Source organism: Burkholderia sp. Ac-20379, from assembly GCF_017104645.1.
In the GTDB taxonomy this organism is placed as follows: Bacteria; Pseudomonadota; Gammaproteobacteria; order Burkholderiales; family Burkholderiaceae; genus Burkholderia.
The window spans coordinates 1-25,398 of sequence record NZ_JAAGPF010000013.1 but is presented as its reverse complement, the minus strand read 5'-3'; the positions used below and the strand labels follow the sequence as shown (position 1 = coordinate 25,398).

At 69.2% G+C, this 25,398-nt stretch carries 20 protein-coding genes and 1 tRNA gene; 7 read left to right on the top strand and 14 right to left on the bottom strand.

Annotated elements, in window-relative coordinates; all coding sequences use genetic code 11:
- Positions 1-89 precede the first annotated feature (89 nt).
- Together G3N92_RS03235 and G3N92_RS03230 are read right to left on the bottom strand one after the other, a co-directional pair.
- Complete coding sequence (locus tag G3N92_RS03235; protein WP_206126007.1) at positions 90-1,325, bottom strand: tetratricopeptide repeat protein; 1,236 nt, start codon at positions 1,323-1,325, stop codon at positions 90-92.
- An 89-nt stretch (positions 1,326-1,414) separates the two neighbouring features.
- A complete protein-coding gene (locus G3N92_RS03230; protein WP_206126006.1) occupies positions 1,415-2,095 on the bottom strand; it encodes a PspA/IM30 family protein in 681 nt (226 codons plus the stop codon).
- Between the two features lie 575 nt (positions 2,096-2,670).
- Here G3N92_RS03230 and G3N92_RS03225 point away from each other — a divergent pair.
- Positions 2,671-5,196 (top strand): penicillin-binding protein 1A, encoded by a 2,526-nt coding sequence (locus G3N92_RS03225; protein ID WP_206126005.1) that lies wholly within the window; start codon positions 2,671-2,673, stop codon positions 5,194-5,196.
- Positions 5,197-5,320: 124 nt separating this feature from the next.
- On the opposite strand, the gene G3N92_RS03220 is transcribed toward G3N92_RS03225, so the two are convergent.
- Positions 5,321-6,151 (bottom strand): SDR family oxidoreductase, encoded by an 831-nt coding sequence (locus G3N92_RS03220; RefSeq protein WP_206126004.1) that lies wholly within the window; start codon positions 6,149-6,151, stop codon positions 5,321-5,323.
- Positions 6,152-6,253: 102 nt separating this feature from the next.
- Between G3N92_RS03220 and G3N92_RS03215 the strand changes: the two genes are divergently transcribed.
- A complete protein-coding gene (locus G3N92_RS03215; protein WP_206126003.1) occupies positions 6,254-7,150 on the top strand; it encodes a LysR family transcriptional regulator in 897 nt (298 codons plus the stop codon).
- 272 nt (positions 7,151-7,422) lie between these two features.
- Here G3N92_RS03215 and G3N92_RS03210 read toward each other — a convergent pair whose 3' ends face one another.
- The 3 genes from G3N92_RS03210 to mfd all read right to left on the bottom strand — a co-directional run bounded on the left by G3N92_RS03210 (position 7,423) and on the right by mfd (position 13,384).
- Positions 7,423-8,457, bottom strand: coding sequence for a pyridoxal-phosphate dependent enzyme (locus tag G3N92_RS03210; protein ID WP_206126002.1), 1,035 nt, complete (start codon positions 8,455-8,457; stop codon positions 7,423-7,425).
- 58 nt (positions 8,458-8,515) lie between these two features.
- A complete protein-coding gene (argE, locus tag G3N92_RS03205) occupies positions 8,516-9,736 on the bottom strand; it encodes an acetylornithine deacetylase (RefSeq protein ID WP_206126001.1) in 1,221 nt (406 codons plus the stop codon).
- A gap of 177 nt (positions 9,737-9,913) precedes the next feature.
- Positions 9,914-13,384: a transcription-repair coupling factor gene (gene mfd, locus G3N92_RS03200; RefSeq protein ID WP_206126000.1), complete on the bottom strand. Its 3,471-nt coding sequence runs from the start codon at positions 13,382-13,384 to the stop codon at positions 9,914-9,916.
- A 112-nt stretch (positions 13,385-13,496) separates the two neighbouring features.
- On the opposite strand from mfd, the gene ispD reads away from it, so the two are divergent.
- Both ispD and ispF read left to right on the top strand, forming a co-directional pair.
- On the top strand, positions 13,497-14,210 hold the full coding sequence (ispD, locus tag G3N92_RS03195) for a 2-C-methyl-D-erythritol 4-phosphate cytidylyltransferase (RefSeq protein WP_206125998.1): 714 nt from the start codon (positions 13,497-13,499) through the stop codon (positions 14,208-14,210).
- A 26-nt stretch (positions 14,211-14,236) separates the two neighbouring features.
- Positions 14,237-14,722 (top strand): 2-C-methyl-D-erythritol 2,4-cyclodiphosphate synthase, encoded by a 486-nt coding sequence (ispF, locus tag G3N92_RS03190; protein WP_206125996.1) that lies wholly within the window; start codon positions 14,237-14,239, stop codon positions 14,720-14,722.
- Positions 14,723-14,805: 83 nt separating this feature from the next.
- On the opposite strand, the gene G3N92_RS03185 is transcribed toward ispF, so the two are convergent.
- The 3 genes from G3N92_RS03185 to ompR all read right to left on the bottom strand — a co-directional run bounded on the left by G3N92_RS03185 (position 14,806) and on the right by ompR (position 17,640).
- Positions 14,806-15,327, bottom strand: a complete 522-nt coding sequence (locus tag G3N92_RS03185; RefSeq protein WP_206125994.1) for a redoxin domain-containing protein — start codon at positions 15,325-15,327, stop codon at positions 14,806-14,808.
- A gap of 150 nt (positions 15,328-15,477) precedes the next feature.
- Positions 15,478-16,842, bottom strand: coding sequence for an ATP-binding protein (locus G3N92_RS03180; protein ID WP_206125992.1), 1,365 nt, complete (start codon positions 16,840-16,842; stop codon positions 15,478-15,480).
- A 72-nt stretch (positions 16,843-16,914) separates the two neighbouring features.
- Positions 16,915-17,640, bottom strand: a complete 726-nt coding sequence (ompR, locus tag G3N92_RS03175) for a two-component system response regulator OmpR (RefSeq protein WP_004199523.1) — start codon at positions 17,638-17,640, stop codon at positions 16,915-16,917.
- A gap of 270 nt (positions 17,641-17,910) precedes the next feature.
- Between ompR and G3N92_RS03170 the strand changes: the two genes are divergently transcribed.
- From G3N92_RS03170 to G3N92_RS03160, 3 genes are all read left to right on the top strand, one after another.
- Positions 17,911-18,207, top strand: a complete 297-nt coding sequence (locus G3N92_RS03170; protein ID WP_206126034.1) for a hypothetical protein — start codon at positions 17,911-17,913, stop codon at positions 18,205-18,207.
- A gap of 283 nt (positions 18,208-18,490) precedes the next feature.
- Entirely contained in the window at positions 18,491-19,912 is a 1,422-nt protein-coding gene (locus G3N92_RS03165) for a DUF1800 domain-containing protein (RefSeq protein WP_206126033.1), read from the top strand.
- Between the two features lie 28 nt (positions 19,913-19,940).
- A complete protein-coding gene (locus G3N92_RS03160; RefSeq protein ID WP_206125991.1) occupies positions 19,941-21,188 on the top strand; it encodes a DUF1501 domain-containing protein in 1,248 nt (415 codons plus the stop codon).
- A gap of 19 nt (positions 21,189-21,207) precedes the next feature.
- On the opposite strand, the gene G3N92_RS03155 is transcribed toward G3N92_RS03160, so the two are convergent.
- The 5 genes from G3N92_RS03155 to G3N92_RS03135 form a co-directional block, all read right to left on the bottom strand.
- On the bottom strand, positions 21,208-22,116 hold the full coding sequence (locus G3N92_RS03155; RefSeq protein WP_241014552.1) for a squalene/phytoene synthase family protein: 909 nt from the start codon (positions 22,114-22,116) through the stop codon (positions 21,208-21,210).
- Between the two features lie 110 nt (positions 22,117-22,226).
- Positions 22,227-22,313 (bottom strand) — tRNA-Leu (locus G3N92_RS03150).
- 157 nt (positions 22,314-22,470) lie between these two features.
- Entirely contained in the window at positions 22,471-23,514 is a 1,044-nt protein-coding gene (locus G3N92_RS03145; protein ID WP_241014551.1) for an ABC transporter permease, read from the bottom strand.
- Position 23,515: 1 nt separating this feature from the next.
- Positions 23,516-24,490: an ABC transporter permease gene (locus G3N92_RS03140; RefSeq protein WP_206125987.1), complete on the bottom strand. Its 975-nt coding sequence runs from the start codon at positions 24,488-24,490 to the stop codon at positions 23,516-23,518.
- A 66-nt stretch (positions 24,491-24,556) separates the two neighbouring features.
- A partial coding sequence (locus G3N92_RS03135) for an ATP-binding cassette domain-containing protein (RefSeq protein WP_241014550.1) occupies positions 24,557-25,398 on the bottom strand: 842 nt, incomplete at its 5' end.

The window sequence follows — 25,398 nt, the reverse complement described above, 5'->3', positions numbered from 1 at the left end:
TGTTAACAAAGTCCGTTGCGTTCGGCGCGCCATGAAAAACGGGCCGTTGCCGGCCCGTCGAGGTGTGCATGCGGCGCATGGTTGTGCGCTCAGCTATTGTTCCAGTCGTCGTCCGTGCTGCCGAGATCGACGCCGCCGCTGTCGTTGCCGCTGTCCCAGTTGTCGTTCTGGCCCAGATCGAAGCGACTGTCGTTCCCGCCGTTGTCGAACGGATTGCCGATCGAGCCCGAGCCGTGCTGGCGCTGGTCGTCGACGATCACGTCGCGCTCGACCACGCGCTCGCGGTTGCCCGACAGCGCCTCGCCGAGCAGCACGCCGGTCAGCAGGCCGCCCACGCCGCTGCCGATGCCGCCGCCCTGCTGGATCACCACCGGCGGTTGCTGCGGCGGATACGGATACGGTGCTTGCGGCGGGTAGGGCGGATACGGCGGCTGCGTCAGGCGATCCGCTTCCTGAGCAAACACCGAACCCGAACCGGCCCCCGAACCGAAGTTCGTGCCGGGCGCCGAGGCCGGCGCCGCGTTCGGATCGGGCCGGCCTTCGACGCGCGCCTTCAGGCTCGCGAAGCGGTGCTCGAGATCCTCGAGCTGATACGGCGGCACCGGATTCTTGCCGTTCGACAGCGCTTCGACGAGGCTGCGCGCCTCGCTTTCCACGGCCTCGATCTCGCCCGTCAGCGCCGACACGCCCGGCATCGTCGAAATGCGCGCATCGAGCTTGAGCGGACGCACTTCGTTGAGCAGATCGGTGGCGCGCTTCAGCTGCGCGCGGCGCTCGTCGTCGGCGGCCTGGTTTTCGGTCGAACGCGAGCGGCGCAGCGTCCAGCGCAGCACCAGCGCGATCACCGCCACCAGCAGGATCAGGCCGATCCACATCGCGGCCGACGGGCCGTGATGCGCGGGCTTGGCCGGCGCAAACTGCGCCTGCTGCGTCAGTTGCGAATCGGTCGGCACCAGCGCGCCGCCCGAGGTGGCCGAGCGGTGCTGGCCCGAGGCGCGCTGCGCATCGGCGCGCACGCGCGACTCGGTTTGCGCGAACGCTTGCGGGTTCGTGAAATGGAGCGACGGGTCGAGCGACTTCGCGCGTTCGATCTCGGCGAGCGCGTCGGCCGAGCGGCCTTCGCGGTCGAGCACCTGACCGTACAGATAGTGCGCGCGCGGGTTGTCGGGGTGCGCCGCGATGACTTGCGAGAGCTGGCTGTCGGCGCGTTGCCAGTCGCGCTGCTCGATCGATTGGGTGACCTGCGACAGCGACGGCACGGCCGCGAACACGCTGGCCGATGCGGCCAGCAGCGCGATGCCTGCGGCGGCGACGAATTTCTTCATGATTGACCAGGCGGCGAGCCTGCCTCCTTGCGGGCGGAGCCGCGCGGGCCGGGCGAACCCGGCCGCGCGCGGAGCGGCCGGTGCGCGTGTTACTGCGCCGGCGTGTTCAGTTGCTTCTTCAGCGCTTCGAGACGATCGTCGACCGACGGGCCGCGATTGAGCGCCGCGAGCTTGTCGTCGAGCGCCTTGCCGCTGTTGGTGTCGGCCGAGTTCAGGCGGGCGTCCGAGCGCGCGTTCGACAGCGCGACCTTGTCTTCCAGCTTCTGGAAATCGCCCGACAGATCCTTGCCGCCGATGCCGCCCAGCGCCGTGGCCGCCACGTCCTTGGCCTGCGCGATTTCCTGCTTCGCCTGCAGGATGTTCGAGCGCGTGTTCAGGTCGTTGCGGCGCTGACGCATGTCGGCGATCTGCGACTTGAGCTTGTCGACCGACGGCTCCAGCGTTTCGAGTTCGTGCGCGAGTGCGTTGCGTTCGACTTCGGCGTTGCTCTGCGCGGTCAGCGCCTCGCGGGCGAGCGATTCGTCGCCCGATTGCAGCGCGCGCTTCGCGCCTTCTTCGTACTTGCGCACCTTGTCGTTGGCCGCATCGCACTTGCTGCGCTGCGTGGCCACCTGCGCTTCGATCTCGATCAGCGAATTCTCGGCGCGACCGATGCTGTCGTCGAGCTCCCGCACGATCTGGCGTGCATCGCGCGACGGATCCTGCACCGAATCGGCCGCGTCATTCAACAGGCCTTTGAGCGTGCGCGAAATAGAGTCGAAAAGCGACATGAAACCCTCCGTGATGATGATGACGACGCGGTCGGCGACCGCGTCGGCGGCACGGCGCTGCGCGCCCGATGTGCCGGCGGATATTACACCACCGGATCGCTTAAACACCGCTTAAACACGGCGTTCGGCGCGGGCGGGGGCATGCTGATGCGCGAGCAGGAAATATGGACGGCACGCGTGGATTTCCAGTGAAAAATACAGATGGATACAATGCTTTCGCCATTGAAAGGCGAGAAACGCGGAAACGCGAATTCAATGCGTGCATAATTGCGCGCGAAGCTTTCGCCGATGCGTGCCGGCGAAGCGCATCGGGCCGCCCGCAAACGGGCTGCGCCAGCGCTGCGCGGCACGCCGCCCCACGATGGGGCGGGTGGCGGAAATTTTTACAAAAAATCGCGAGAGGGCCGGGGTGATTTCATTAGAATGCGCTGTCACGTCGCGGGAACGGATCCACACGTGCCTGGGTCCGTCGACGTGCTACGCTCCATCCGCATCGCGTCTAGCCTGACGTATCGATCCACACGCGCGCACCTTGCGCGCGCTCACGGTGCCGCTGCCGCGCCTGCCATTCCGACATGCCGATCATCAAACGACCGTCCGATTCCGAACCCAATTACAAGTTACGCCGCTCGCCGTCCGGCGCGTTCTACGCGGATGAATCCGACCGCCACGGCGGCGGTGGCGGCGGAGGCGGCGGCGACCGTCGCGGCCGCGACGACGGCGATTCGGGCCGCCGCTCGCTCGGCGCCCGCATCGCGATCTGGTTCGCCGGGCTGGCCGCCGTCGCCGGCGTGATCGGCGCGCTGATCGTCGGCTACGCGCTGGTGGTGATGGCGCCGCAACTGCCGTCGCTCGATGCGCTGACCAACTACCAGCCGAAGGTGCCGCTGCGCGTCTACACGGCCGATCACGTGCTGATCGGCGAGTTCGGCGAGGAGCGCCGCAGCCTGGTGCGCTTCCAGGACATTCCCGACGTCATGAAGAAGGCGGTGCTCGCGATCGAGGATTACCGCTTCTACGAGCACGGCGGCGTGGATTTCGTCGGCATCATGCGGGCCGGCGTGGCCGACCTGCTGCACGGCGGTGCGCGCCAGGGCGCGAGCACGATCACGATGCAGGTGGCGCGCAACTTCTTCCTGTCGAGCGAGAAGACCTACACGCGCAAGATCTACGAAATGCTGCTGGCGTACAAGATCGAGAAGACGCTGTCGAAAGACCAGATCCTCGAGCTGTACATGAATCAGATCTATCTGGGCCAGCGCGCCTACGGCTTCGCGGCCGCCGCGCGCGTGTATTTCGGCAAGGATCTGAAGGACATCACGCTGGCCGAGGCCGCGATGCTGGCCGGGCTGCCGAAGGCGCCGTCGGCCTATAACCCCGTGGTCAATCCGAAGCGCGCGAAGATCCGCCAGCAGTACATCCTGCAGCGCATGCGCGAGCTCGGCTACATCACGCCGCAGCAGTACGACGAAGCGGTGAAGGAAGAGATCCACACGCGCACGCCGGGCAACCAGTACGCGGTGCATGCGGAATACATCTCGGAGATGGTCCGCCAGATGATGTACGCGCAGTACAAGGACGAAACCTACACGCGCGGCCTGACGGTCACCACGACGATCAATTCGAGCGATCAGGAAGCGGCCTATCAGGCGGTGCGCCGCGGCATTCTCGATTACGAGCGCCGCCACGGCTATCGCGGCCCCGAAGGCTTCATCGCGCTGCCGGCCGACGGCGACGCGCGCGACGAGGCGATCGACGACGCGCTCGCCGATCACCCCGACAACGGCGATCTGCAATCGGCGGTCGTGACGGCGGCGGCGCCGTCGGGCGTGCAGGTGCAGTTCGTGGGCGGCGAGAAGGCCAGCATCAACGCGGCCGGCGTGCGCTTCGCGGCCGCCGCGCTGAGCCCGCGCGCCGCCGATGCGGTGCGCATCAAGCCCGGCTCGATCGTGCGCGTGACCAAGGATCCGAAGGGCGCATGGCAACTGTCGCAACTGCCGCAGGTGGAAGGCGCGCTGATTGCGCTGGCTCCGCAGGACGGCGCGATCCGTTCGCTGGTCGGCGGCTTCGACTTCAACAAGAGCAAGTTCAATCACGTCACGCAGGCCTGGCGCCAGCCGGGTTCGAGCTTCAAGCCGTTCATCTATTCGGCCTCGCTCGACAAGGGCCTCGGGCCGGCCACCATCATCGACGATGCGCCGCTGTCGTTCCCGTCGAGCACGCCGGGCGGCGCGGCCTGGGAACCGAAGGACGACGATCAGCCCGACGGCCCGATGACGATGCGCGAAGCGCTGCGCCGTTCGAAGAACCTCGTGTCGATCCGGATCCTCGCGTCGATCGGCACCAAGTACGCGCAGGATTACGTCACGCAGCGCTTCGGCTTCGATCCGGCCAAGACGCCGCCGTACCTGCCGATGGCGCTTGGCGCGGGCCTCGTCACGCCGCTGCAACTGGCCGGCGCCTACTCGGTGTTCGCCAACGGCGGCTACCGCGTCGATCCGTATCTGATCGCCGAGGTGGACGACGCGCACGGCCAGCCGCTGCAGAAGGCGCAGCCGGCGATCGCGGGCAGCAACGCGCAGCACACCGTCGATTCGCGCAACGCCTACATCATGAACAGCCTGCTGCACACGGTCGCGACGTCGGGCACCGGCGCCGGTTCGAACGTGCTGGGCCGCAGCGATCTGCAGGGCAAGACGGGTACCACCAACGACGCGAAGGACGGCTGGTTCGCCGGCTATCAGCAGTCGCTGGTGGCGGTGGCCTGGATGGGCTACGACCAGCCGAAGAGCCTCGGCAGCCGCGAATTCGGCGCGCAGTTGGCCTTGCCGATCTGGATCAACTACATGCGCACGGCGCTGCACGGCGTGCCCGAGCAGCAGATGGCGATGCCGGACGGCGTGACGACCATCGACGGCGAGCTGTATTTCGCCGATCACACGCCGGGCAACGGGTTCGTGTCGAGCGTCGACATCAACCAGGCCGGCAACGGCATCAACGCCAACGATGCGCTCGGCTCGGCCGGCGCCGCGGGCCTGACGCCGCCGCCCGTCACGGCGCAGGAGAAGCAGCAGATCATGGACATGTTCGACAAGCCCTGATCCGGTTCGGCCGCGCGCCCGCTCGAAGGCGGGCGCGCAACCTGAACCCGGCAAAGAACGTCGCGGCGCTGTCGGCCGCGACGTTCTTGCGTTTACGGCCGGCGAGCGGCCCGCGAATCGTTTTTCAGGCCGGCGGCATGACCGACAGCGCCACCTCGCGCTGCGATTCGAGCAGCGCAAGCCGTTGCCGCAGCGCGGCCGATACGCCACGGAACGTCGAGCTGCCCAGCGCGAGCCGCAACGGCGGCTCGGCTGCATCGATCGCGGGCAGCATCGCGTCGACGGTGCGCTCGGCATCGCCGTATTCGTTGAACGCGCCGCTCCCGATCGCACGGCGGATTTCGCCGGCCGGGGTGGCGTCGTAGCACGGCATCGGCTCGGTGCGGTCGAGGCTCGCGCCGAACTGCGTGCGCGTCGGCCCCGGCTCGACGATCAGCACGTCGATGCCGAACGGCTTGACCTCCTGCGCGACCGATTCGAGAAAGCCCTCGATGCCCCACTTGGTCGCGTGATAGAGGCTGAAGCCGGGGTAGGCGATCTGGCCGCCCTCCGACGACACCTGCACGATGCGCCCGCCGCCCTGTTGCCGCAGGTGCGGCAGCACCGCGCGCACGAACTGGATCGAGCCGGTGAGGTTGGTGGCGATCTGGCGCGCGATCTGTGCGTCGCTCGCTTCCTCGGCCGCGCCGAACAGGCCGTAGGCGGCGTTGCTGACCACCACGTCGATGCGTCCGAACGCCGCGAACGCGCGATCGACGGCGGCGCGCAGCGCGGGTGTGTCGGTCACGTCGGCGCGCAGCGTCAGCAGGCGTTCGCCGTACTGCGCCCGCAGCGCGTCGAGCGCGCCGTCGCGGCGCACGGTGGCCGCGACGCGATCGCCGCGTTGCAGCGCCTTCTCGGTCAGCAAGCGGCCGAGCCCGGCCGTGGTGCCGGTGATGAGCCAGGTTTTCCGCATGACGTTCTCCTTCGATGGGGGATCAATGAAGCCATCGTAGTGATCGTCGATTGGTTCGAGAATCCCCTGGATCTTGCATGTGTTGGTGAGTAATATCGACCAATGAAATCGCCATCGATCACCGATCTGCATGCCTTCATCGCCGTGGCCACGCACCGCAGCTTCCGGCGCGCGGCCGATGCGCTGGGCGTCTCGCACTCGGCGCTGAGCCACGCGATGCGCGCGCTGGAGCGCCAGCTCGGCGTGCGGCTGCTGAACCGCACCACGCGCAGCGTGTCGCCGACGCAGGAGGGCGAGCGCCTGCTCGCGCGGCTCGCGCCGGTGCTCGGCGAGCTGTCGGCCGTGCTCGACGATGCCGCCGCCGCGAGCGGGCGGCCCGGCGGCACGGTGCGCATCAACGGCAGCGAAGGAGCGATCCGCGTGCTGCTGACGCGCGTCGTGCCCGAGTTCCAGCGCCGCTATCCGCAAGTGGCGCTCGATCTGGTGGCGCAGGGGCAACTGGTCGACATCGTCGAACAGGGTTTCGACGCCGGCATCCGGCTTGGCGAGGCGGTGCCGAAGGACATGGTGGCGGTGCGGCTCGCGCCCGACCTGCGCTTCGCGGCGGTGGCCGCGCCCGCGTATCTGGACGGCGCGCCGGCGCTGCGCACACCCGACGATCTGCACGCGCATCGCTGCATCCGGCAGCGCCTGCCGAGCGGCAAGCGCTATCGCTGGGAGTTCCGCCGGCACGATCAGGAGCTGACGATCGACGTGCCCGGCACGCTGACGCTCGATCACAATCCGCTGATGGTGGAGGCGGCCGCCGACGGCCTCGGCATCGCCTATGTGCCCGAGATGTATGCGGCGCCGGGGCTGGCGTCGGGGCAATTGCGCGCGGTGCTGGAGGACTGGTGCCCGCCGGTGCCGGGCCTGTTCCTGTACTTCCCGGCGAACCGGCACATGCCGCCGGGGCTGCGCGCGCTGGTCGACCTGATCAAGGCGCTCGACGCGGCCTGACGCCCGGGCCGGGTTGTCCACAGTTTGTGTTGAGATCCTTGTTGATAACTGCCCGGGAGGCCGCGCAAGCCGTTGAGCGCGTTCGGTTTTTTGTCGGCGGTCGCGCATTGGGCAGCGCGGGTGCGAAAACGGGCAGCGCGGCGCGCCCGCCCGCGCGGCGACCGATTTGGGTCAGCGCCGCGAATGTCCGCTCAATCAAGCACTTGGCTCGCTTGTCAGGCGCTTGTCCACAGGCTACTCAACACAATCTGGGGATATGTCGGCGCGGCCGCTTACGCGCGCGCCGCGCCGCGGCGTGCCGCCAGATGCGCGGCGAAGCTCGCCGCGTCGATATTGGAGCCGGCCAGCAGCACGCCCACGCGCTTGCCCTGCAGCGTTTCGCGCAGCGGCCCGAGCAAGGCCGCGAGCGGCGCCGCGCAGGCCGGCTCGGCCACCGTCTTCAATTGCGCGAACAGGTAGTGCATGGCGGCGCGCAACGCGTCGTCGTCCACCGTGACGAGCCGCTCGAGATGGCGGCGGCACAGCTCGTAGTCGTATTCCTCGGTGTGCGTGAGCGCGAGCGCATCGGCGATGGTATGCACCTCGCTCACTTCCACGGGCCGGTTCGCCGCGAAGCTGCGGCTCATCACGTCGGCGCCGGACGGCTCCACGCCATAGACGCGCACGCGCGGATTGGCGAGCCGCAGCGCGGTCGACACGCCGGCCGCGAGGCCGCCGCCGCCCACCGGCACGATCACGGCGTCGAGGTCGGGCGCCTGCGTGGCCCATTCGTAGCCGAGCGTGGCCGTGCCGAGGATCGTGCGATAGCCGTTGAACGCGTGCACGAAATGGCGGCCTTCCTCGGTTTCGATGCGGCGCACGCGCTCGAATGCCTCGGCGCGGTCGTCGGCCATGACGATCTCCGCGCCGTACTGGCGGCACAGCGCGCGATGCGCGTCGCAGGCGCTGTCGAGCATCACGACCTTGGCGCCGATGCCGAGCCGCATCGCCGCGTAGGCGACGGCCGCCGCGTGATTGCCCGACGACACGCAGGTCACGCCGAGCCGCCGCTGCCGCTCGCCGAGCGCGAGCAGGTTGGCGAACGCGCTGCGCACCTTGAAGCTGCCGCTGGCCTGCAGCAGCTCGAACTTCAGATTGACGTGGGTGGACTCCAGCTCGGGCAGGTCGGCGCGCTCGAACACGGGCGTGCGCGACACCCAGGGCGTCAGCGCGAAGTGTTCGGCGGCGATGTCGTCGAGCGTCGGAACCGGCTTGCCGTTGATGGCGGGCTGGGCGGCGGGAGCGGGCGGGGGAGCGAGGGTGGACATGTCGGCGGGGGCGCGGCCCCCGCCGCGAACGGCGGGCGCCGCGGCAGGTGGTTGGGGATCAGGCCAGCGTCATGCTGTGGATGAACTTGCGAAGGAACTGGTCGCAGGCGTCGAGCTGGGCCAGCTCGACGTATTCGTTCGGCTTGTGCGCCTGTTCGATGTTGCCGGGGCCGCACACGACGCTCGGAATGCCCGCGTTGGCGAACAGCCCGGCCTCGGTGCCGTAGGCGACCTTGCGCTGCGAGCGGTCGGCCGTCAGTGCGCGCACCAGCTCGGTGATGGCGGCCTGCTCGTCGGCGTCGAGGCCGGGCGCGGCGGCGATCTTCGAAATCTCGATGGCCGCGTCGGGGTGCTCGCGGCGCATCTTCGGCAGCAGCGTGTCGCGCGCGTAGGCGTCGATCCGGGCGAAGATCGTGTCGGGATCGAGCGTCGGCAGGTTGCGGAATTCGAACGAGAAGCGGCACTCGGCCGGCACCGTGTTGATCGCGTTGCCGCCTTCGATCAGGCTGGTTTGCGCGGTGGTGAACGGCACGTCGTAGAGCTCGTCGAACGGGCCGTTGGCGCGGAACTCGTCGGCGATGTCGCGGATATGGCAGATCAGGCGCGCCGCGTATTCGATCGCGTTGAGCCCCTTCGGCGTCAGCGACGAATGCGCCGCGTGGCCGCGCACGCAGCAGCGGTAGGTGTTGATGCCCTTGTGGGCGATGATCGGCCGCATGCTGGTGGGCTCGCCCACGATGCAGCCGCTCGGGTTCAGCCCGCGCTCCTTGAGGTCGGCGATCAGCAGCGGCGCGCCGGCGCAGCCGATTTCCTCGTCGTAGGACAGCGCGAAGTGGATCGGCTTGACGAGCCGCGCCGCTTGCATCTCGGGCACCAGCGCGAGCGCCGAGCCGATGAAGCCCTTCATGTCGCAGGTGCCGCGCCCGTAGAGGCGGCCGTCGCGAATTTGCGGCGCGAACGGATCGCTGTCCCAGTTCTGGCCGTCGACCGGCACCACGTCGGTGTGGCCGGACAGCACCACGCCGCCGTCGGTCGCGCCGTCGTGCGCGGGGATCGTCGCGAACAGGTTGGCCCAGCCTTCGCGCTTGTCGTATGTCAGCTCGGAGCGGATGCCGCGTTCGGCCAGCGCATCGCGCACGGTTTCGATCAGGCCGAGGTTCGGCACGCGGCTGGTGGTGTCCATCGCCACCAGGCGATTGACCCAGTCGAGGCTGGCGGCGGACGCAGTGGAAGCGGAGGAGGAAGCAGGCGGGGTAGCGGCGTCGACAGCGGAACGCATGGTGAAACTCCGGATGGCAATACGAAAATCATACTCAAAAACAAGGCGGCCCGCGCTCGCGGGCCGCCTTGCGGTGCAGCATGAAAAGCGCGTGCCGGCCGCTCGCCCGCGCCGGATCCGGCCCGGGCAGCGGGATCCGCAGCGGGGGCGTCGCGGCCCGCGCTGCGGCAGCCGCGCTCAGCGCGCCGGCGCCTTCTTGCCGCCGGTGGGCTGACCGAGCGCGCGCAGCGTTTCCTTGACGGTCGACACGCGGATCGCCGGATCGGGCGTGCGCGTCTCGATGCGCAGCTTGTCCTGGCCGGCGAGCTTCACGTGGCGATGCTTCTGCACCATCTCGATGATGCGCATCGGATCGATCGGCGGATCGGGCACGAACTGCAGGCCGATCGCCACCTCGCTCGCATCGATCTTGCTGATGCCGAGCGGCCGGGCCAGCAGCCGCAGCCGGTGCGTCTCGACCAGCGCGGTGGCCTGCGGCGGCAGCTTGCCGAAACGGTCGACCAGTTCCTCGTGGATCGCGTCGATCGATTCGGCTTCCTCGCAGTTCGCGAGGCGCTTGTAGAGCGACAGCCGCTCCTGCACGTCGGCGCAGTAATCGGCCGGCAGGATCGCGGGCGTGTGCAGGTTGATCTCGGTGGTGGCGGCCAGCGGCGCGAGCAGATCCGGCTCGCGGCCGTTCTTGAGCGCCTTCACGGCGTCGTTGAGCATGTCGGTGTAGAGCTGGAAGCCGATCTCGTGGATCTCGCCCGATTGCTTGTCGCCGAGCACCTCGCCCGTGCCGCGGATTTCCAGGTCGTGCATCGCCAGATAGAAGCCCGAACCGAGCTCCTCCATCTGCTGGATCGCCTCGAGCCGGCGCTGCGCCTGCTTGGTCAGCGCCTGCGGATCGTGCACCAGCAGGTAGGCATAGGCCTGGTGGTGCGAACGGCCGACCCGGCCGCGCAACTGATGCAACTGCGCGAGGCCGAACTTGTCGGCGCGATGCATGATGATCGTGTTCGCGCTCGGCACGTCGATGCCGGTTTCGATGATGGTCGTGCACAGCAGCACGTTGGCGCGCAGCCCCACGAAATCGCGCATCACGCGTTCGAGTTCGCGCTCGTGCATCTGGCCGTGCGCGATCGCGATGCGCGCTTCCGGCACGAGTTCCTCGAGCATCGCCTTGCGGTTCTCGATGGTCTCGACCTCGTTGTGCAGGAAGTACACCTGGCCGCCGCGCTTGAGTTCGCGCAGCATCGCCTCGCGGATCACGCTGTCGTCCTCGCGGCGCACGAAGGTCTTGATCGCGAGCCGCTTCTGCGGCGCGGTGGCGATCACAGAGAAATCGCGCAGGCCCTCGAGCGCCATGCCGAGCGTGCGCGGGATCGGCGTGGCCGTCAGCGTCAGCACGTCCACCTCGGCGCGCAGCGCCTTGAGCGCCTCCTTCTGGCGCACGCCGAAGCGGTGTTCCTCGTCGATGATGACGAGCCCGAGCCGCTTGAACTGCACGTCGGACGACAGCAGCTTGTGCGTGCCGATCACGATGTCGACGCTGCCTTCGTTGATCTGCTGGATCGCCGCCGAGATTTCCTTGGTCGACTTGAAGCGCGATAGCTCGGCCACGCGCACGGGCCAGTCGGCGAAGCGGTCGATGAAGGTCTGCGTGTGCTGTTCGGCCAGCAGCGTGGTGGGCGAGAGCAGCGCCACCTGCTTGCCGCCGAGCACGGCGATGAACGCTGCGCGCAACGCCACCTCGGTCTTGCCGAAGCCCACGTCGCCGCACACCAGGCGATCCATCGGCTTGCCGCTCGTCATGTCGCCGATCACGGCGGCGATCGCGGCGGCCTGGTCGGGCGTTTCCTCGAAGCCGAAGCTCTCGGCGAACTTCACGTAGTCGCGCGGATCGAGCGCGAACGCATGGCCCTCGCGCGCGGCGCGGCGCGCGTACAGGTTCAGCAGCTCGGCCGCGGTGTCGCGGATCTGCTGCGCGGCCTTGCGCTTGGCGCGCTCCCACTGGCCCGAGCCGAGCGCGTGCAGCGGCGCGCTGTCGGGATCGGCGCCGCTGTAGCGCGAGATCACGTGCAGTTGCGACACCGGCACGTAGAGCTTGCTTTCGCCCGCGTATTCGAGATGCAGGAATTCGGTGTCGCCCTCGCCGAGATCCATCGACACGAGGCCCATGTAGCGGCCGATGCCGTGCTGCGTGTGCACGACCGGGTCGCCCACCTTGAGCTCCGACAGGTCGCGCACCATCGCGTCGACGTTGCTGGCCTGCTCCTGGCGGCGGCGCCCCGCGCGGCGGCCGGTGGCGCCGTACAGCTCGGTTTCGGTGACGATCGCGTAGCCTTCGCCCGGCACCGCGAAGCCGCTCGCGAGCGGCGCGACGCCGAGCGCGAACCGCTCGTCGCTGGCGAGCCAGGCGGCGAAGCTGTCGTTGCCGGCCGGGCGCAGGCCGTTCTCGGCCAGCAGTTGCGCGATGGTTTCGCGGCGGCCGGCCGATTCGACCGTGAACAGCACGCGGTTCGGGGAGCTGGCGAGATACTGGCGCAGCGCCGCGACAGGATCGTCGGCCTGCCGTTCGAGCGCGAGCGGCGGCAGCGGCGCGGCCCAGCCGCCTTCGGGCTGCGCCGGCAGCACCACGCGCGCGAACGGCTTGGCGAACGTGTAGAAATCGTCGTCGCTGAGGAACAGCCGCTGCGGCTCGAGGATCGGCCGCTCGCGGTCGTGCGACATGAAGGTGTAGCGCTGCTTCGTATCGGCCGTGAAGCGGCGGATCGCGGTGTCCAGATCGCCGCTGAACACCAGATGCGCATCCTGCGGCAGATAGTGGAACAGCGTGGCGGTGTCCTCGAAGAACAGCGGCAGGTAATACTCGATGCCGGCCGACGGCACGCCGTTGCCGATGTCGCGATAGATCGTCGCGCGGCTCGGGTCGCCCTCGAAGGTTTCGCGCCAGCGGCTGCGGAACGCGGTGCGCGCGGCCTCGTCGAACGGGAATTCGCGGCCCGGCAGCAGGCGCACGTCGCGCACCGGGTAGAGGCTGCGCTGCGTGTCGGGATCGAACGCGCGGATCGAATCGACCTGATCGTCGAACAGGTCGAGCCGGTAGGGCAGCGGCGAGCCCATCGGGAACAGGTCGATCAGCGAGCCGCGCACGCAGTATTCGCCGGGGCGCACCACCTGGCTCACGTGCTCGTAGCCGGCCAGCGTGAGCTGCGCCTTGAGCTTCGCCTCGTCGAGCCGCTCGCCCTGCTTGAACGCGAATGTGTAGGCGGCCAGGAACGAGGCGGGCGGCATCCGGTACAGCGCCGTGGTGGCCGGCACGAGCAGGATGTCGCAGCGCCCCTCGCCGAGATCGTGCAGCGTGGCGAGCCGTTCCGAGACCAGATCCTGGTGCGGTGAAAACGTATCGTAAGGCAGGGTTTCCCAGTCGGGCAGCAGCCGCACGCGGGCCTCGGGGGCGAAGAACGCCAGCTCCTGCGAGAGCCGCTGCGCGTCCACCGCGCTCGCGCAGACCACCGCGAGCAGCGGCACCTGCGCCTGGTGGGCGGCGAGATAGCGGGCGATGACGAGGCCATCGGCGGAGCCGTGCGCGCCGTCGAAGGCGAAGCGCTGGCCCGGTTTCACGAGTGCGACGGGGGACGACGGAGTGCTGGCGTTTTCTGGCATGGACGAGGCTGGAATGGCGAGCGCCGGGGCGCAGCGATCGGCACGACGGCCGAGGCGAAAGACCTATTATAAAATCCTGCCTTCGATTTCCCTATTACCGGCGTTCGCTCACGTGACTCCCCGACTTTTTGCCCTGATTCCCTGCGCCGGCACCGGCAGCCGTTCCGGCTCGGCGCTGCCCAAGCAGTACCGCACGCTGGCCGGTCGCGCGCTGCTGCACTACACGCTCGCCGCATTCGACGCGCTCAGCGAATTCTCGCAAACGCTGGTGGTGATCTCGCCCGACGACACGCATTTCGACGCGCGCCGCTTCTCCGGCCTGCGCTTCGCGGTCAGCCGCTGCGGCGGCGCGTCGCGCCAGGCCTCGGTGCTGAACGGGCTGCTGCGGCTCACCGAGGAGTTCGGCGCGACCGACGCCGATTGGGTGCTGGTGCACGACGCCGCGCGCCCCGGCATCACGCCCGCGTTGATCCGCACGCTGATCGCCACGCTGAAGGACGACCCGGTGGGCGGCATCGTCGCGCTGCCGGTGGCCGATACGCTCAAGCGCGTGCCGGCCGGCGGCGACGAGATCGCCCGCACCGAATCGCGCGACGGGCTCTGGCAGGCGCAAACCCCGCAGATGTTCCGCATCGGCATGCTGCGCGACGCGATCCTCGCCGCGCAGCGCGACGGCCACGACCTGACCGACGAGGCCAGCGCGATCGAATGGGCCGGCCATGCGCCGCGCGTCGTGCAGGGCAACCTGCGCAACTTCAAGGTCACGTACCCCGAGGATTTCGATCTGGCCGAGGCATTTTTGTCGCGGCCGGCGAACGCCTCCTGATCCACTCAACCAGGAACCGACCCAGCATGGATTTCAGAATCGGACAAGGCTACGACGTACATCAACTGGTTCCCGGCCGGCCGCTCATCATCGGCGGCGTGACGATCCCCTACGAGCGCGGGCTGCTCGGCCACTCGGACGCCGACGTGCTGCTGCACGCGCTGACCGACGCGCTGTTCGGCGCGGCCGCGCTCGGCGACATCGGCCGTCATTTCTCGGACACCGACGCGCAGTTCAAGGGCGCCGACAGCCGCGTGCTGCTGCGCGAATGCGTGAAGCGCGTGAAGGCGGCGGGTTTCTCGATCCGCAACGTCGACACCACCGTGATCGCGCAGGCGCCGAAGCTCGCGCCGCACATCGAGGCGATGCGCGTCACCATCGCCGAGGATCTCGGCCTGCCGCTCGACCGCGTCAACGTCAAGGCGAAGACCAACGAGAAGCTCGGTTATCTGGGCCGCGGCGAAGGCATCGAGGCGCAAGCCGCCGCGCTGCTGGTACGCGACGGCGCCTGAGTGTCGTGACAGCCGGCGCGAGCCGGCCGATGCGCGCAACGCCCCGCCTCGTGCGGGGCGTTGTCGTTTCTGCGCGCCGGCGGCTAACGCGCCGCCGATGCCGCGCCCAGCAGCGCATCGAGCACGCGCAGGATCTCCTCGGGCCGGCAGCCCGCTTCGAGTCGGTCGGCCGAGACGTGCTGGATGATGTTGTCGGCGTCGACGATGAACGTGGCGGGCAGCGCGGTGCCGGTGTCGCGGTCGCGCACGCCGAGCTGGTCGATCAGTTCGCCCTTCACGTCGCCGAACGCGTAGTGGTTGAGCCGGTCGAGCGCGGCGTGCTCGCGCCGCCAGGCGAGCTTGACGCATTCGTTGTCGGCGCTGCCGCCGAGCAGCACCGCGCCGCGCTCGGCGAACGCCGGCTGCAGCCGCGCGAAGCCGGCGATCTCGTCGGCGCAGGCGGCATCGAAATCGCGCGGATAGAAATAGATCACTTTCCAGCGATCGGGGAACGAGGCTTCCGTGATCGTTTCGTAGGCCGAATGACCGTTTTCCTCGGGCTGCAGGAAGCCGGGGCGGGCGGCCACCACGGTGAACGCCTCGAGCCTGTCGCCGACGGTTTTCATATGCGGGCTCCTTGCGGTGAGCGGGTGCCACGCATCGACTATAGGTCTATCGGGGAAGCGCTCCAGTAGGAATTCGCTATCGAAACGCGCGCGCCGCGAGCGGCGGGCCAATCGCCGCCGCCGCTCGGGATCGGGAATGAAGCGGGAGAATCAGGCTGCCGTGCGGGCGGCCTTGCCGGTGGGGAAGTCGAGCAACACTTCGAGGCCCGGCTCCGGCGCGCGGTTGCGCAGCTTCAGCGTGCCGCGGTAGCGGCCCACGATGCGCAGCACGATCGCCATGCCGAGGCCGGTGCCGTCGGCCTTGCTGCGCGCCGCGTCGACGCGATAGAACGGGCGCATCACGAGCGGCAGTTGATCGTCGGGGATGCCGGGGCCTTCGTCGCGCACGATCAGCTCGACGCGGGTGGCCGAACTGCGCGTTTCGACGACGATCCGCGCGATGCCGTCGCCCGCGCTCAGGCCGTACTTGCGCGCGTTCTCGACCAGGTTGCCGACCACGCGCCGCATGTCGGTTTCGTCGGCCTCGACCACGGCCGCCGGCGCGAGCCGCGTGGTGATCTGCACGCCGTCCTCGTTGGCGAGGCGCGCGGCCACGTCGTGCGCGATCATCGACAGGTCGACCGGTTCGAGTGCGCGCTGCGGCGTGGGCCGCGCGTAATCGATGAAGGCCGCGATGATGCGATCCATCTGTTCGATGTCGTCCACCATCGCGTCCTTGGTGGCCTGATCCGACGGGCTCATCTCGGTTTCGAGCCGCAGCCGCGCGAGCGGCGTGCGCAGGTCGTGCGAGATGCCGGCCAGCATCAGCGCGCGATCGGCGTCGAGCTGTTCGAGATCGCGCACCATCTGGTTGAAGCTGCGGTTGGTGTCGGCGGCCACGCCCATGCCGCGCTCGGGCAGCGGCTCGGGCATCTGCCCGGCGCCCACCTTGCGCGCGGCGAGCGCGAGCCGCGAGAACGGCTGATTCACGAGGCTCGTGATGAAGGCCGAACCGAGCAGCGAGAGCGCCAGCGCGAACAGGCCCCAGCCGGCCCATTGCAGGCCCGTGACGGTATCGAGCTGGTCGCGGTCGAGCGCGACCCAGTAATCGTCGTCGTCGATCTTGAAGCTGATCCACACGCCGGGAATCTCGTTGACCGATTGCGCGATCACGGTGTCGTCGCCGAGCCGGCTGCGGATGTCGTGCTCGATCAGGCGGTTCAGCGATTCGTCGGGCTGGAGCTTGAATTTGTCGGATGTTTCGCGCGGGTAGACGCGCACGCCCTCGTTGCTCTCGAGATCCTGCAACAGCGCGCGGCGCAGGTCGGGATCGGAATAGAGCAGGGCGGTGCGCGTGAGCTTGACGACCGCGACGAGCTGCAGCGCCACGCGCTGCGCGCGCGGCTCGCGCTCGATCACGCGAAAGCTCTGGAACCACGCGGCGAGGCTGACCGCGATCAACAGGGCGATCAGCAGGAAGGTGCGCCAGAACAGCCCGCCAAAAACGAGCGTCAAAAGGCGCCGGTCAATACGCATAGTGCGGACTGTCTAGGCAGGCGTGGCGGGGAAGGCCGGCGCGCGCGAACGCGCGCCGAGCCGGTTGGGCGATCAGGCCGCGCCGTCGGGGATGAACACGTAGCCGAGGCCCCAGACGGTCTGGATGAAGCGCGGGCTGCCCGGATCCGGTTCGATCAGCTTGCGCAGACGCGAGATCTGCACATCGAGGCTGCGGTCGAACACTTCGTATTCGCGGCCGCGCGCCAGTTCCATGAGCTTTTCGCGCGACAGCGGCTGGCGCGGATGGCGCGCGAATACTTTCAGTACCGAGAATTCGCCGGTGGTCAGCGGAATTTCCTGGCCCGATTTGGTCAGCGTGCGCGTGGCGAGATTCAGCGAGAACTCGCCGAATTCGAATACTTCGGTGGTTTCCGAAGGCGCGCCCGGCAATTCGGCCGGCGCCTGGCGGCGCAGCACCGCGTGAATCCGCGCCACGAGTTCGCGCGGATTGAACGGCTTCGGCAGATAATCGTCGGCGCCCATCTCGAGACCGACGATGCGGTCGACGTCCTCGCCCTTCGCCGTCAGCATGATGATCGGCGTGCGGTCGTTGCTGCCGCGCAGGCGGCGGCAGATCGACAGGCCGTCCTCGCCGGGCAGCATCAGGTCGAGCACGAGCAGATCGAAACGTTCGCGAACCCACAGCTTGTTCATGGCCGTCGCATTTTCTGCGACATACACATTGAAGCCTTGCTCGCCGAGATAACGGCGCAGCAGATCGCGCAAGCGGGGATCGTCGTCGACGACGAGGATTTTCGAGGGGTTTTTCGTTTCCATGGACGGCATCTTATCGCGATTACGGAGGTGCGCACGGGCGCGGGATTTTACGAGTAACAGTCGGTTACAAAATTTACCCGTGCTGCGATGCTGAGTAAAGACAGTCGTTAGACACTCCTTTACTTGGCGCGGAAGTTCAGTGGATACTCCACCCACTCGAGATTTCGTAGTTCGTTTGCCCGATATTCGCCGGGTGTCTTCAAGTACCAGAGGTTAAAACGGTTGCCGCGTGACGAAGGGAACAAATCGACCACAGAAGCGAGCACAGTGATGCGATCTCACCAGATGGCATGCGCACTGACGATCGTGTTTGCCGGTCTCTTTGCATCGAACTTCGCTTGCGCGCAACGCCACGAGCGGGGCGGGCCGTTGCACAAGGTGTCGCGCGGCCGTGTCGTGCCGCCGCCGGCGCGCGATCAGCTCGATCGTTTCGACGAACCGTCCGGCCGCTCCGCCGTTCCCCCCGATCTCGACCAGCGCCGCCGCGACGGGCACATGACGCCCGAAGAACGCCATCTGCTGCGCCAGCACATCGAAGACGCCGTGCGCGAGCTCTACAAGCGCTGAGTCCAGCGTTTCATTTTCCCTATATTTGATGTCAGGACGTCGTGCGACGCACCGTTTGCGTGCGCGTGCACCCGGATGCGTCACGTCAACGCGTCGCCTGCGCCGTCCGTTTATTTGATGGATGCGCATGCCGCGCCCGCTTGGCCACAAGCGTGCCGGCTTGCGCGCGATTCAGGTCATCAGGGAGCGGCGTCGCATGCGTCGAATCGATACCGAAGTGTCTCGCCCGGGTGCGCACGGCGCGCATGCCGCCACCCGTGCCGTCGGCAACGGGCCGCCGTCGATGCAGGCGCTGCTCGATGCCGACGACGCCCGTTTTCTGCTGACGCGCACGGGTTTTGCCGCGGCCCCCGACGAGGTTGCGCGCCATGTCGGCACGACGCGCGCGGCGGCCGTCGACGCGCTGCTCGACGGCGCGCGCCACGACACGTTCACGGCGATGCCGCCCTGGACCGACGAACTGCCGCCGTCGCGCGCGGTGCGCAACGCCTGGAGCCCCGATCAGCGCCGCGACGACCAGCGCCTGCAAGCGCAACGCTACGACGCGTTGCGCGCGTGGTGGCTCGACGCGATGCTGAGCACGCCGTCGCCGCTGGCCGAACGCATGACGCTGTTCTGGCATCGGCACTTCACGTCGGGGCAGGACAAATCGCCGTATGCGCGCACGATGGCGATGCAGCACCGCCTGCTGCGCGGCGAGGCGCTCGGCAATTTCGGCACGATGCTGCATGCGGTGGCGAAGGATCCGGCGATGCTGCAATACCTCGACGGCGCGAGCAATCGCAAGGGCCGCCCCAACGAGAATTTCGCGCGCGAGGTGATGGAGTTGTTCACGCTCGGCGAAGGCCATTACACGCAGCGCGACGTGACCGAGGCGGCGCGCGCGCTGACCGGCTGGGGCCTCGATCCCGATACGCTCGAAACAGTTTGGCATCCGAACCTTCACGACGACGGCATGAAGACCGTGCTCGGGCAGAGCGGCCCGCTCGACGCCGACGGCGTGCTCGACATCCTGCTCGCGCAGCCCGACACGGCGCGCTTCGTCTGCGCGAAGCTGTGGCGCGAGTTCGTCTCCGACACGCCCGATCCCGTCGAGCTTGATGCGATCGCCGCGCGCTTTCGCGACAGCGGCTACGAGATCCGCGCGGCGCTCGCGGCGCTGCTGTCGAGCGATGCGTTCTGGAGCGACCGCGTGCGCGGCGTGCATGTGAAATCGCCGGTGGAATTCGTGGTCGGCAACGTGCGGCTGTTCGCGATCGACTACGGCGATGCGGCGCAATTCGTGCCGGTGGTGCGCGGGCTCGGCGAGAACCTGTTCGCGCCGCCGAACGTCAAGGGCTGGCCCGGCGGCGCGTTGTGGATCAACAGCGCGACGCTGCTGGCGCGCAAGCAGTTCGTCGAGCGCATGTTCCGCTCGACCACCGCGCCGGGCAAACCGGCGAAGGCGGCGCGGCCCGCGATGGCTTCCGCGATACCGACGGCGTCCGCCGCGCCCAAGCCGCGCGGTGCGGCGATGCGCTTCGATCTCGACGGCTGGCTCGCGCGGTTCGGCGCTGCGCCGCAGGGCAAGCCGTCGGTGTCGGTCGAATTGCAATTGCAGCATGCGGTGTTGCCGCTGTCGCCGGTCGCGGCGATCGATGCCGGGGCGAGCGGCGCGGCGTATTTGCGCGCGCTGCTGATGGATCCGGTCTATCAACTGTGCTGAGGCCGGCAACGGCAACGAGGACGCAACCATGAAACGACGCGATTTCCTGAGGCTGGCCGGCATGGCGGGCGCGGCCGGCGTGACGATCTGGACGCCGGGCGCGCAGGCGGCCGAGGCGCTGGCCGGAACGACTCTCGCCAAGCCGACGAGCGAAACGGGCCATTACCAGCGCCTGCTGATCCTCGTCGAATTGAAGGGCGGCAACGACGGCCTGAACATGGTGGTGCCCTACGCCGATCCGCTCTATCGCACGCTGCGCCCGACGCTCGCGCTGCGCCGCGACACGCTGCTGCCGCTCGACGAACATGTGGCGCTGCATCCGTCGCTCGCGCCGTTGCTGCCCGCCTGGCAGGCGCACGAGCTGGCGGTGGTGCAGGGCGTCGGCTATCCGCAGCCGAATCTCTCGCATTTCCGCTCGATCGAGATCTGGGACACGGCCTCGCGCTCCGACGAATATCTGGGCGACGGCTGGCTGTCGCGCGCGTTCGCGCGCGCGCCGGTGCCGCCCGGTTTCGCGGCCGACGGCGTGGTGTTCGGCAGCGCCGAGATGGGGCCGCTCGCGAACGGCGCGCGCGCGATCGTGCTCGTCAATCCGGCGCAGTTCATCGGCGCGGCGAAGCTGGCGCATCCGGTGGCGCTGCGCGAGCAGAACCCGGCGCTTGCGCATCTGATCGACGTGGAGAACGACATCGTCAACGCGGCGGCGCGGCTGCGGCCGCGCGACGGCGCGTTCGCGTTCGCCACGGCGTTTCCGGGCGGCCCGTTCGGCACCTCGGTGAAGACGGCGATGCAGGTGCTGGCGGCGTCCGAATCGCCGCAGCGGCAGCCGCTGGCGGGGCAGGGCGTGGCCGTGCTGCGGCTCACGCTGAACGGTTTCGACACGCATCAGAACCAGGCCGGCCAGCAGGCGGCGCTGCTCAAGCAACTGTCGGAAGGGCTGGCGGCGATGCGCTCGGCGCTTGTCGAGCTGGGGCGCTGGGACGACACGCTCGTGATGACCTATGCGGAGTTCGGCCGGCGCGTGCGCGAGAACCAGAGCGGCGGCACCGATCACGGCACGTCGGCGCCGCACTTCGTGATGGGCGGGCGCGTGCGCGGCGGGCTGCATGGCGAGACGCCGGCGCTCGCGCGGCTCGACGGCAATGGCAACCTGCCGGTGGCCGTCGATTTCCGGCAACTGTATGCGACCGTGCTGGGGCCGTCGTGGTGGGGGATCGATGCGGCGGCGGCGGTGCTGCGCGGCAGGTTCGCGCCGCTGCCGCTGTTGCGCGCGTGAATGCGCGCGGGCGGCACGTTTAGCGCCGGCGCGCGGCGCGCCACGCCACCCACAGCTTGCGGATCGGCGTGAGCGCGATGCGCTGGTGCAGCACCTGATACTTTTCGCGATCGATTTCGTCGAGCGTGGCCAGCGCCAGCGCCCCAAGCGCGCGCAGCGTGCGCTGGGCGCGCCGCTCGGCGGCCGGAATCGCGTCGAGTGCTTCGTTCAGGGCCCGGCGCGCGCGCTCGGCCTGGAACCGCATCAGTTCGTCGAATGCGTCGCCGTAGCGCCGGTGCATGAGATCGGCGGCCGTCACTTCGTAGCGCTGCAACTCGTCGATCGGCAGATACACGCGGCCGTGGCGCGCGTCGTGCCCGACGTCCTCGACGATCTGCGCGAGCGCCAACGCGTTGCCGAGCGCGAACGCCCAATCGGGCGCGTTGCCGGCGCCGTCGCCCGCGCTGGCGCGCGCGACCAGCGCCGCGAAGCCGCCGCCCACACCGCCGATATAGCGGCGCAGGTTCGCGAAATCCAGATAGCGCGCCTGTTCGAGATCCATCGCGAAGCCGTTGGCGAGCGCCTGCCAGGCGGCCTCGTCGGGCGCGAGCGCCGGCGCGTGATGGGCGATGGCCTGCGTGACCGGATGCGAGGCGCGGCCCTGCGCGAGCGCGACGAGCTCGTTGCGCCACCAGGCGAGCTTGGTGTGGCCGATGGTCGGATCGCTGGTTTCGCGGGTGGTCTCGTCCAGTTCGCGGCGCAGCGCGAACAGCGCGGTCAGCGCGCCCTGGCTGGCGAACGGCGCCTGACGGAGCGCGTAATAGGCGCTGGAGCCGGCCGGAGCGGCCTTCTGCTGGCAGTAGTCGTCGAAATTCACGGGCGGGGCAACATGGACGTAAGCGGGCGGCCGGACGCGGGGCGGGGGGACAGCGCCGCCGGGCCGGGCCAATGCGCGGCGATTCTAGCACCGACGTGCCGGATCGCGGCATGGGCCGGGCGATGGGACGGAGGCGGAACGTCGGGGAATCGGCGGGGGAACAATAGGGGGGTGATGCGGGGTGGTGCGTGAGGCCGGACTCGAACCGGCACACCCTTGCGGGCGTCAGGACCTAAACCTGGTGCGTCTACCAATTTCGCCACTCACGCACATCGATGATCGGGAACGCCGCCGCGTAGCGGCCGGAGCGTTCCGCGAGCATGCCGCCGACGTGGAATCGGACGGCCGCCGGAAAGCGCGAGCGCGGATTCTAACCGATCTCCCCGCGCTTGTCTCTACTCGCCGCCGCGGCCGCCAGCAGGCCGCCTAGCGCTTGCGCGAGCTGGTCAGCACCGTCTGCACGATCACCGCGAGCAGCAGGAACACGCCGCTCGCGAGGTTCTGGTAATAGGGGCTGAGCGTGCCGACCTGATTGATCACGTTCTGGATCACGCCGAGCAGCAACACGCCGGCCAACGGCCCGGTCATGGTGCCGACCCCGCCCGTCAGCAGCACGCCGCCGATCACGGCCGCCGCGATCGATTGCAGCTCGTAGCCCGAGCCCGCGCCCGACAGGCCCGAATCGAGATGCGACGCCAGCAGCGCGCCCGCGAGGCCGGCCAGCGCACCGCTCAGGCCGTAGGTCAGGATCTTGATGCGCTCGACGCGCACGCCGAGCATCCGCGCCGCTTCCTCGTTGCCGCCGATCGCGAAGATCGCCGCGCCGTACGGCGTGGCGTTCAGCACCAGCGCGCCCGCCGCATAGGCGGCCACCAGCAGCCAGATCAGCGTGTTGACGCCGAGGATCGAGCCGTTGGCGATCTGCGTGAAGAAGCCCGGGTTCTCGATCAGCAGATCCTGGCTCGCCAGCACCAGCGCCAGCCCCTTGAGGCCGAGCAGCGCGGCCAGCGTGACGATGAACGGCGCCATCCGCGCCCGCGCGATCAGCACGCCGTTGACGAGGCCCACCAGCAGGCCCGTGACGACCGGCGCGAGCATCGCCGCGCCCCAGCCGTACGGCGCCGCATAGGCGGCCACCACGGTGCCGAGGCCCACCATCGAGCCGACCGACAGATCGAAGCCGCCCATGATGATCACGAGGCTCTGGCCGATCGCGATCAGGCCGAGGAAAGAACCTGCGGAGACGATGTCCGCCAGGTTGGCGGGACGCAGGAAATCGGGAAACACCGCGCCGGCCGCGGCGCATACCAGGATCAGGATGCCGATCGCGCCGCGCGACTGGATCAGCCCGACGAGCCGCGCGCGGCGCGCCTTGCGGGCGCGCTGCGGGGCGGCCGACGGCGCCGGGCGCAGGTTCGCGTCGGCGTCGAGCCGGCCGGAGCCGGAGTCGAGGTTCGGACGTGCGTTCATCTCAGCCTCCTTGCCGCTGCAGATACAGCGCGACGACGATGAACACGGCCTTCAGGATCTGCGCATACGTGAAGCTGACGTTGTTCATGATGAAGCTCGCATCGAGCACCTGCAGCAGCAGCACGCCGAACACCGTGCCGACGATCGAGATGCGCCCGCCCGACAGCGGCGTGCCGCCGATCACCGACGCGGCGATCGCGTCGAGCTCGAAATTGACGCCCACGTAGTTCGGATCCGACGCGCCGAGCCGCGCCGACGCGAACACACCGGCCAGGCCCGCCAGCGCGCCGCTCGCCGCGTAGACGAGGAACAGCGTGCGGCGCACCGGAATGCCGGCCAGGAACGCCGCGCCGCGGCTCGCGCCGATCAGGATCGTGTAGCGGCCGAAGGTGGTGCGGCGCACCAGCAGCATGACCAGCAGGCCGAGCGCCAGCGCGATCAGCATCACCACCGGCAGCGGGCCGATCGCGCCGGTGCCGAGCAGGTCGAACGCGTCGGCGGGCGGCAGGCTCACGCGCGAGCCGCCCACCAGCGCCTGCGCCAGGCCGCGCGCGGCGACCAGCAGCGCGAGCCCGGAGATCAGCGGATCGATGCGCACGATCGATACCAGCGCGCCGTTGAAGATGCCGACCACCAGCCCGGCCGCGATGCCGGCCGCAATCGCGGTGCCGGTGCCGAAATCGAGACAGACGGCGACCGTCGCGCTGGCCAGCGCCATCACCGAGCCGACCGACAGATCGATGCCGCGCGTGGCGATCGCGAGGTTCTGGCCGAGCGCGATCAGCACCACCGGCGCGGCCTCGAACAGCAGGCTGCGGGCGGCCAGCGGATTCGAGAAGCCGGGCGTGATCGCGAGATTGATCAGCACGAGGATCGCCAGCGCCACGTAGACGCTGTTCTCGCGTGCCCACGTCAGCGCGGCGTGGGCGGGCAGCGCGCGGGGCGGGCGCTGCGCGGAAGGGTTGGAAAGGCTCAAGCTGTCCTCGTCGGTTCGGTGGAGCGGCCGGGCGGGGCGCTGCGCGCGCCCGGCCCGGCGGTTGCGCTATCGGTTGGCCGGGGCCTGGGCGGCATGGGAGGCGGCGTCCGGCGCCGCGTCGCCGCCGGCGTCCTGGCCGCCCTGGGCGAGGATCGCCAGCACGTCGTCGGCGCTGGCGCCCTGCGTCGCGAGCGTGCCGGTGGTCACGCCCTCGTTGAGCACCACGAGGCGGTCGGTCAGTTCCAGCAGTTCCTCCATTTCGGACGAGGTGACGACCACCGCGAGCCCGTCATCGGCGAGCCCACGCACCACGCGGTGCACTTCCTCCTTCGCGCCGACGTCGATGCCGCGCGTCGGATCGTCGAGCAGCAGCACGGTGGGATGCGTCGACAGGCAGCGCGCGATCAGCACCTTCTGCTGGTTGCCGCCCGACAGCGTCGAGATCGGCGCGCCGGGGCCGGCGGTCTTGATGCCGAGCGCCTCGATGTAGCGCGCCACCAGTTCGTCCTGCTTGCGCGTGGAGATGAAGCCGAAGCGCGAAATGCGCGGCAGCACCGAGGCCACCAGGTTGTCGCGCACCGAGAGCCGCGGAAAGATGCCCTCCGAGCGGCGGTCTTCCGACAGAAAGGCCAGGCCGCGTTCGATCGAGCGCGCCGGCGCGGTGTTGCGAAATGCGCCGCCGTCGATCCGCACGTCGCCGCCTTCGGCCTTCTGCGCGCCGAACACGGCCTTGAAGGTTTCGGTGCGGCCCGAGCCGAGCAGGCCGGCCAGCCCGACGATCTCCTTCGGCGCGATCCGCATCGACACGTCGCGCACGCGGGTGCGCCAGCGCAGCCTGTCGACGGACAGCGCCGGTTCGGCCGCGGCGGCGCCGGCGGCCGCGGGCCGTTCGACGCGCCCGCCGTGGC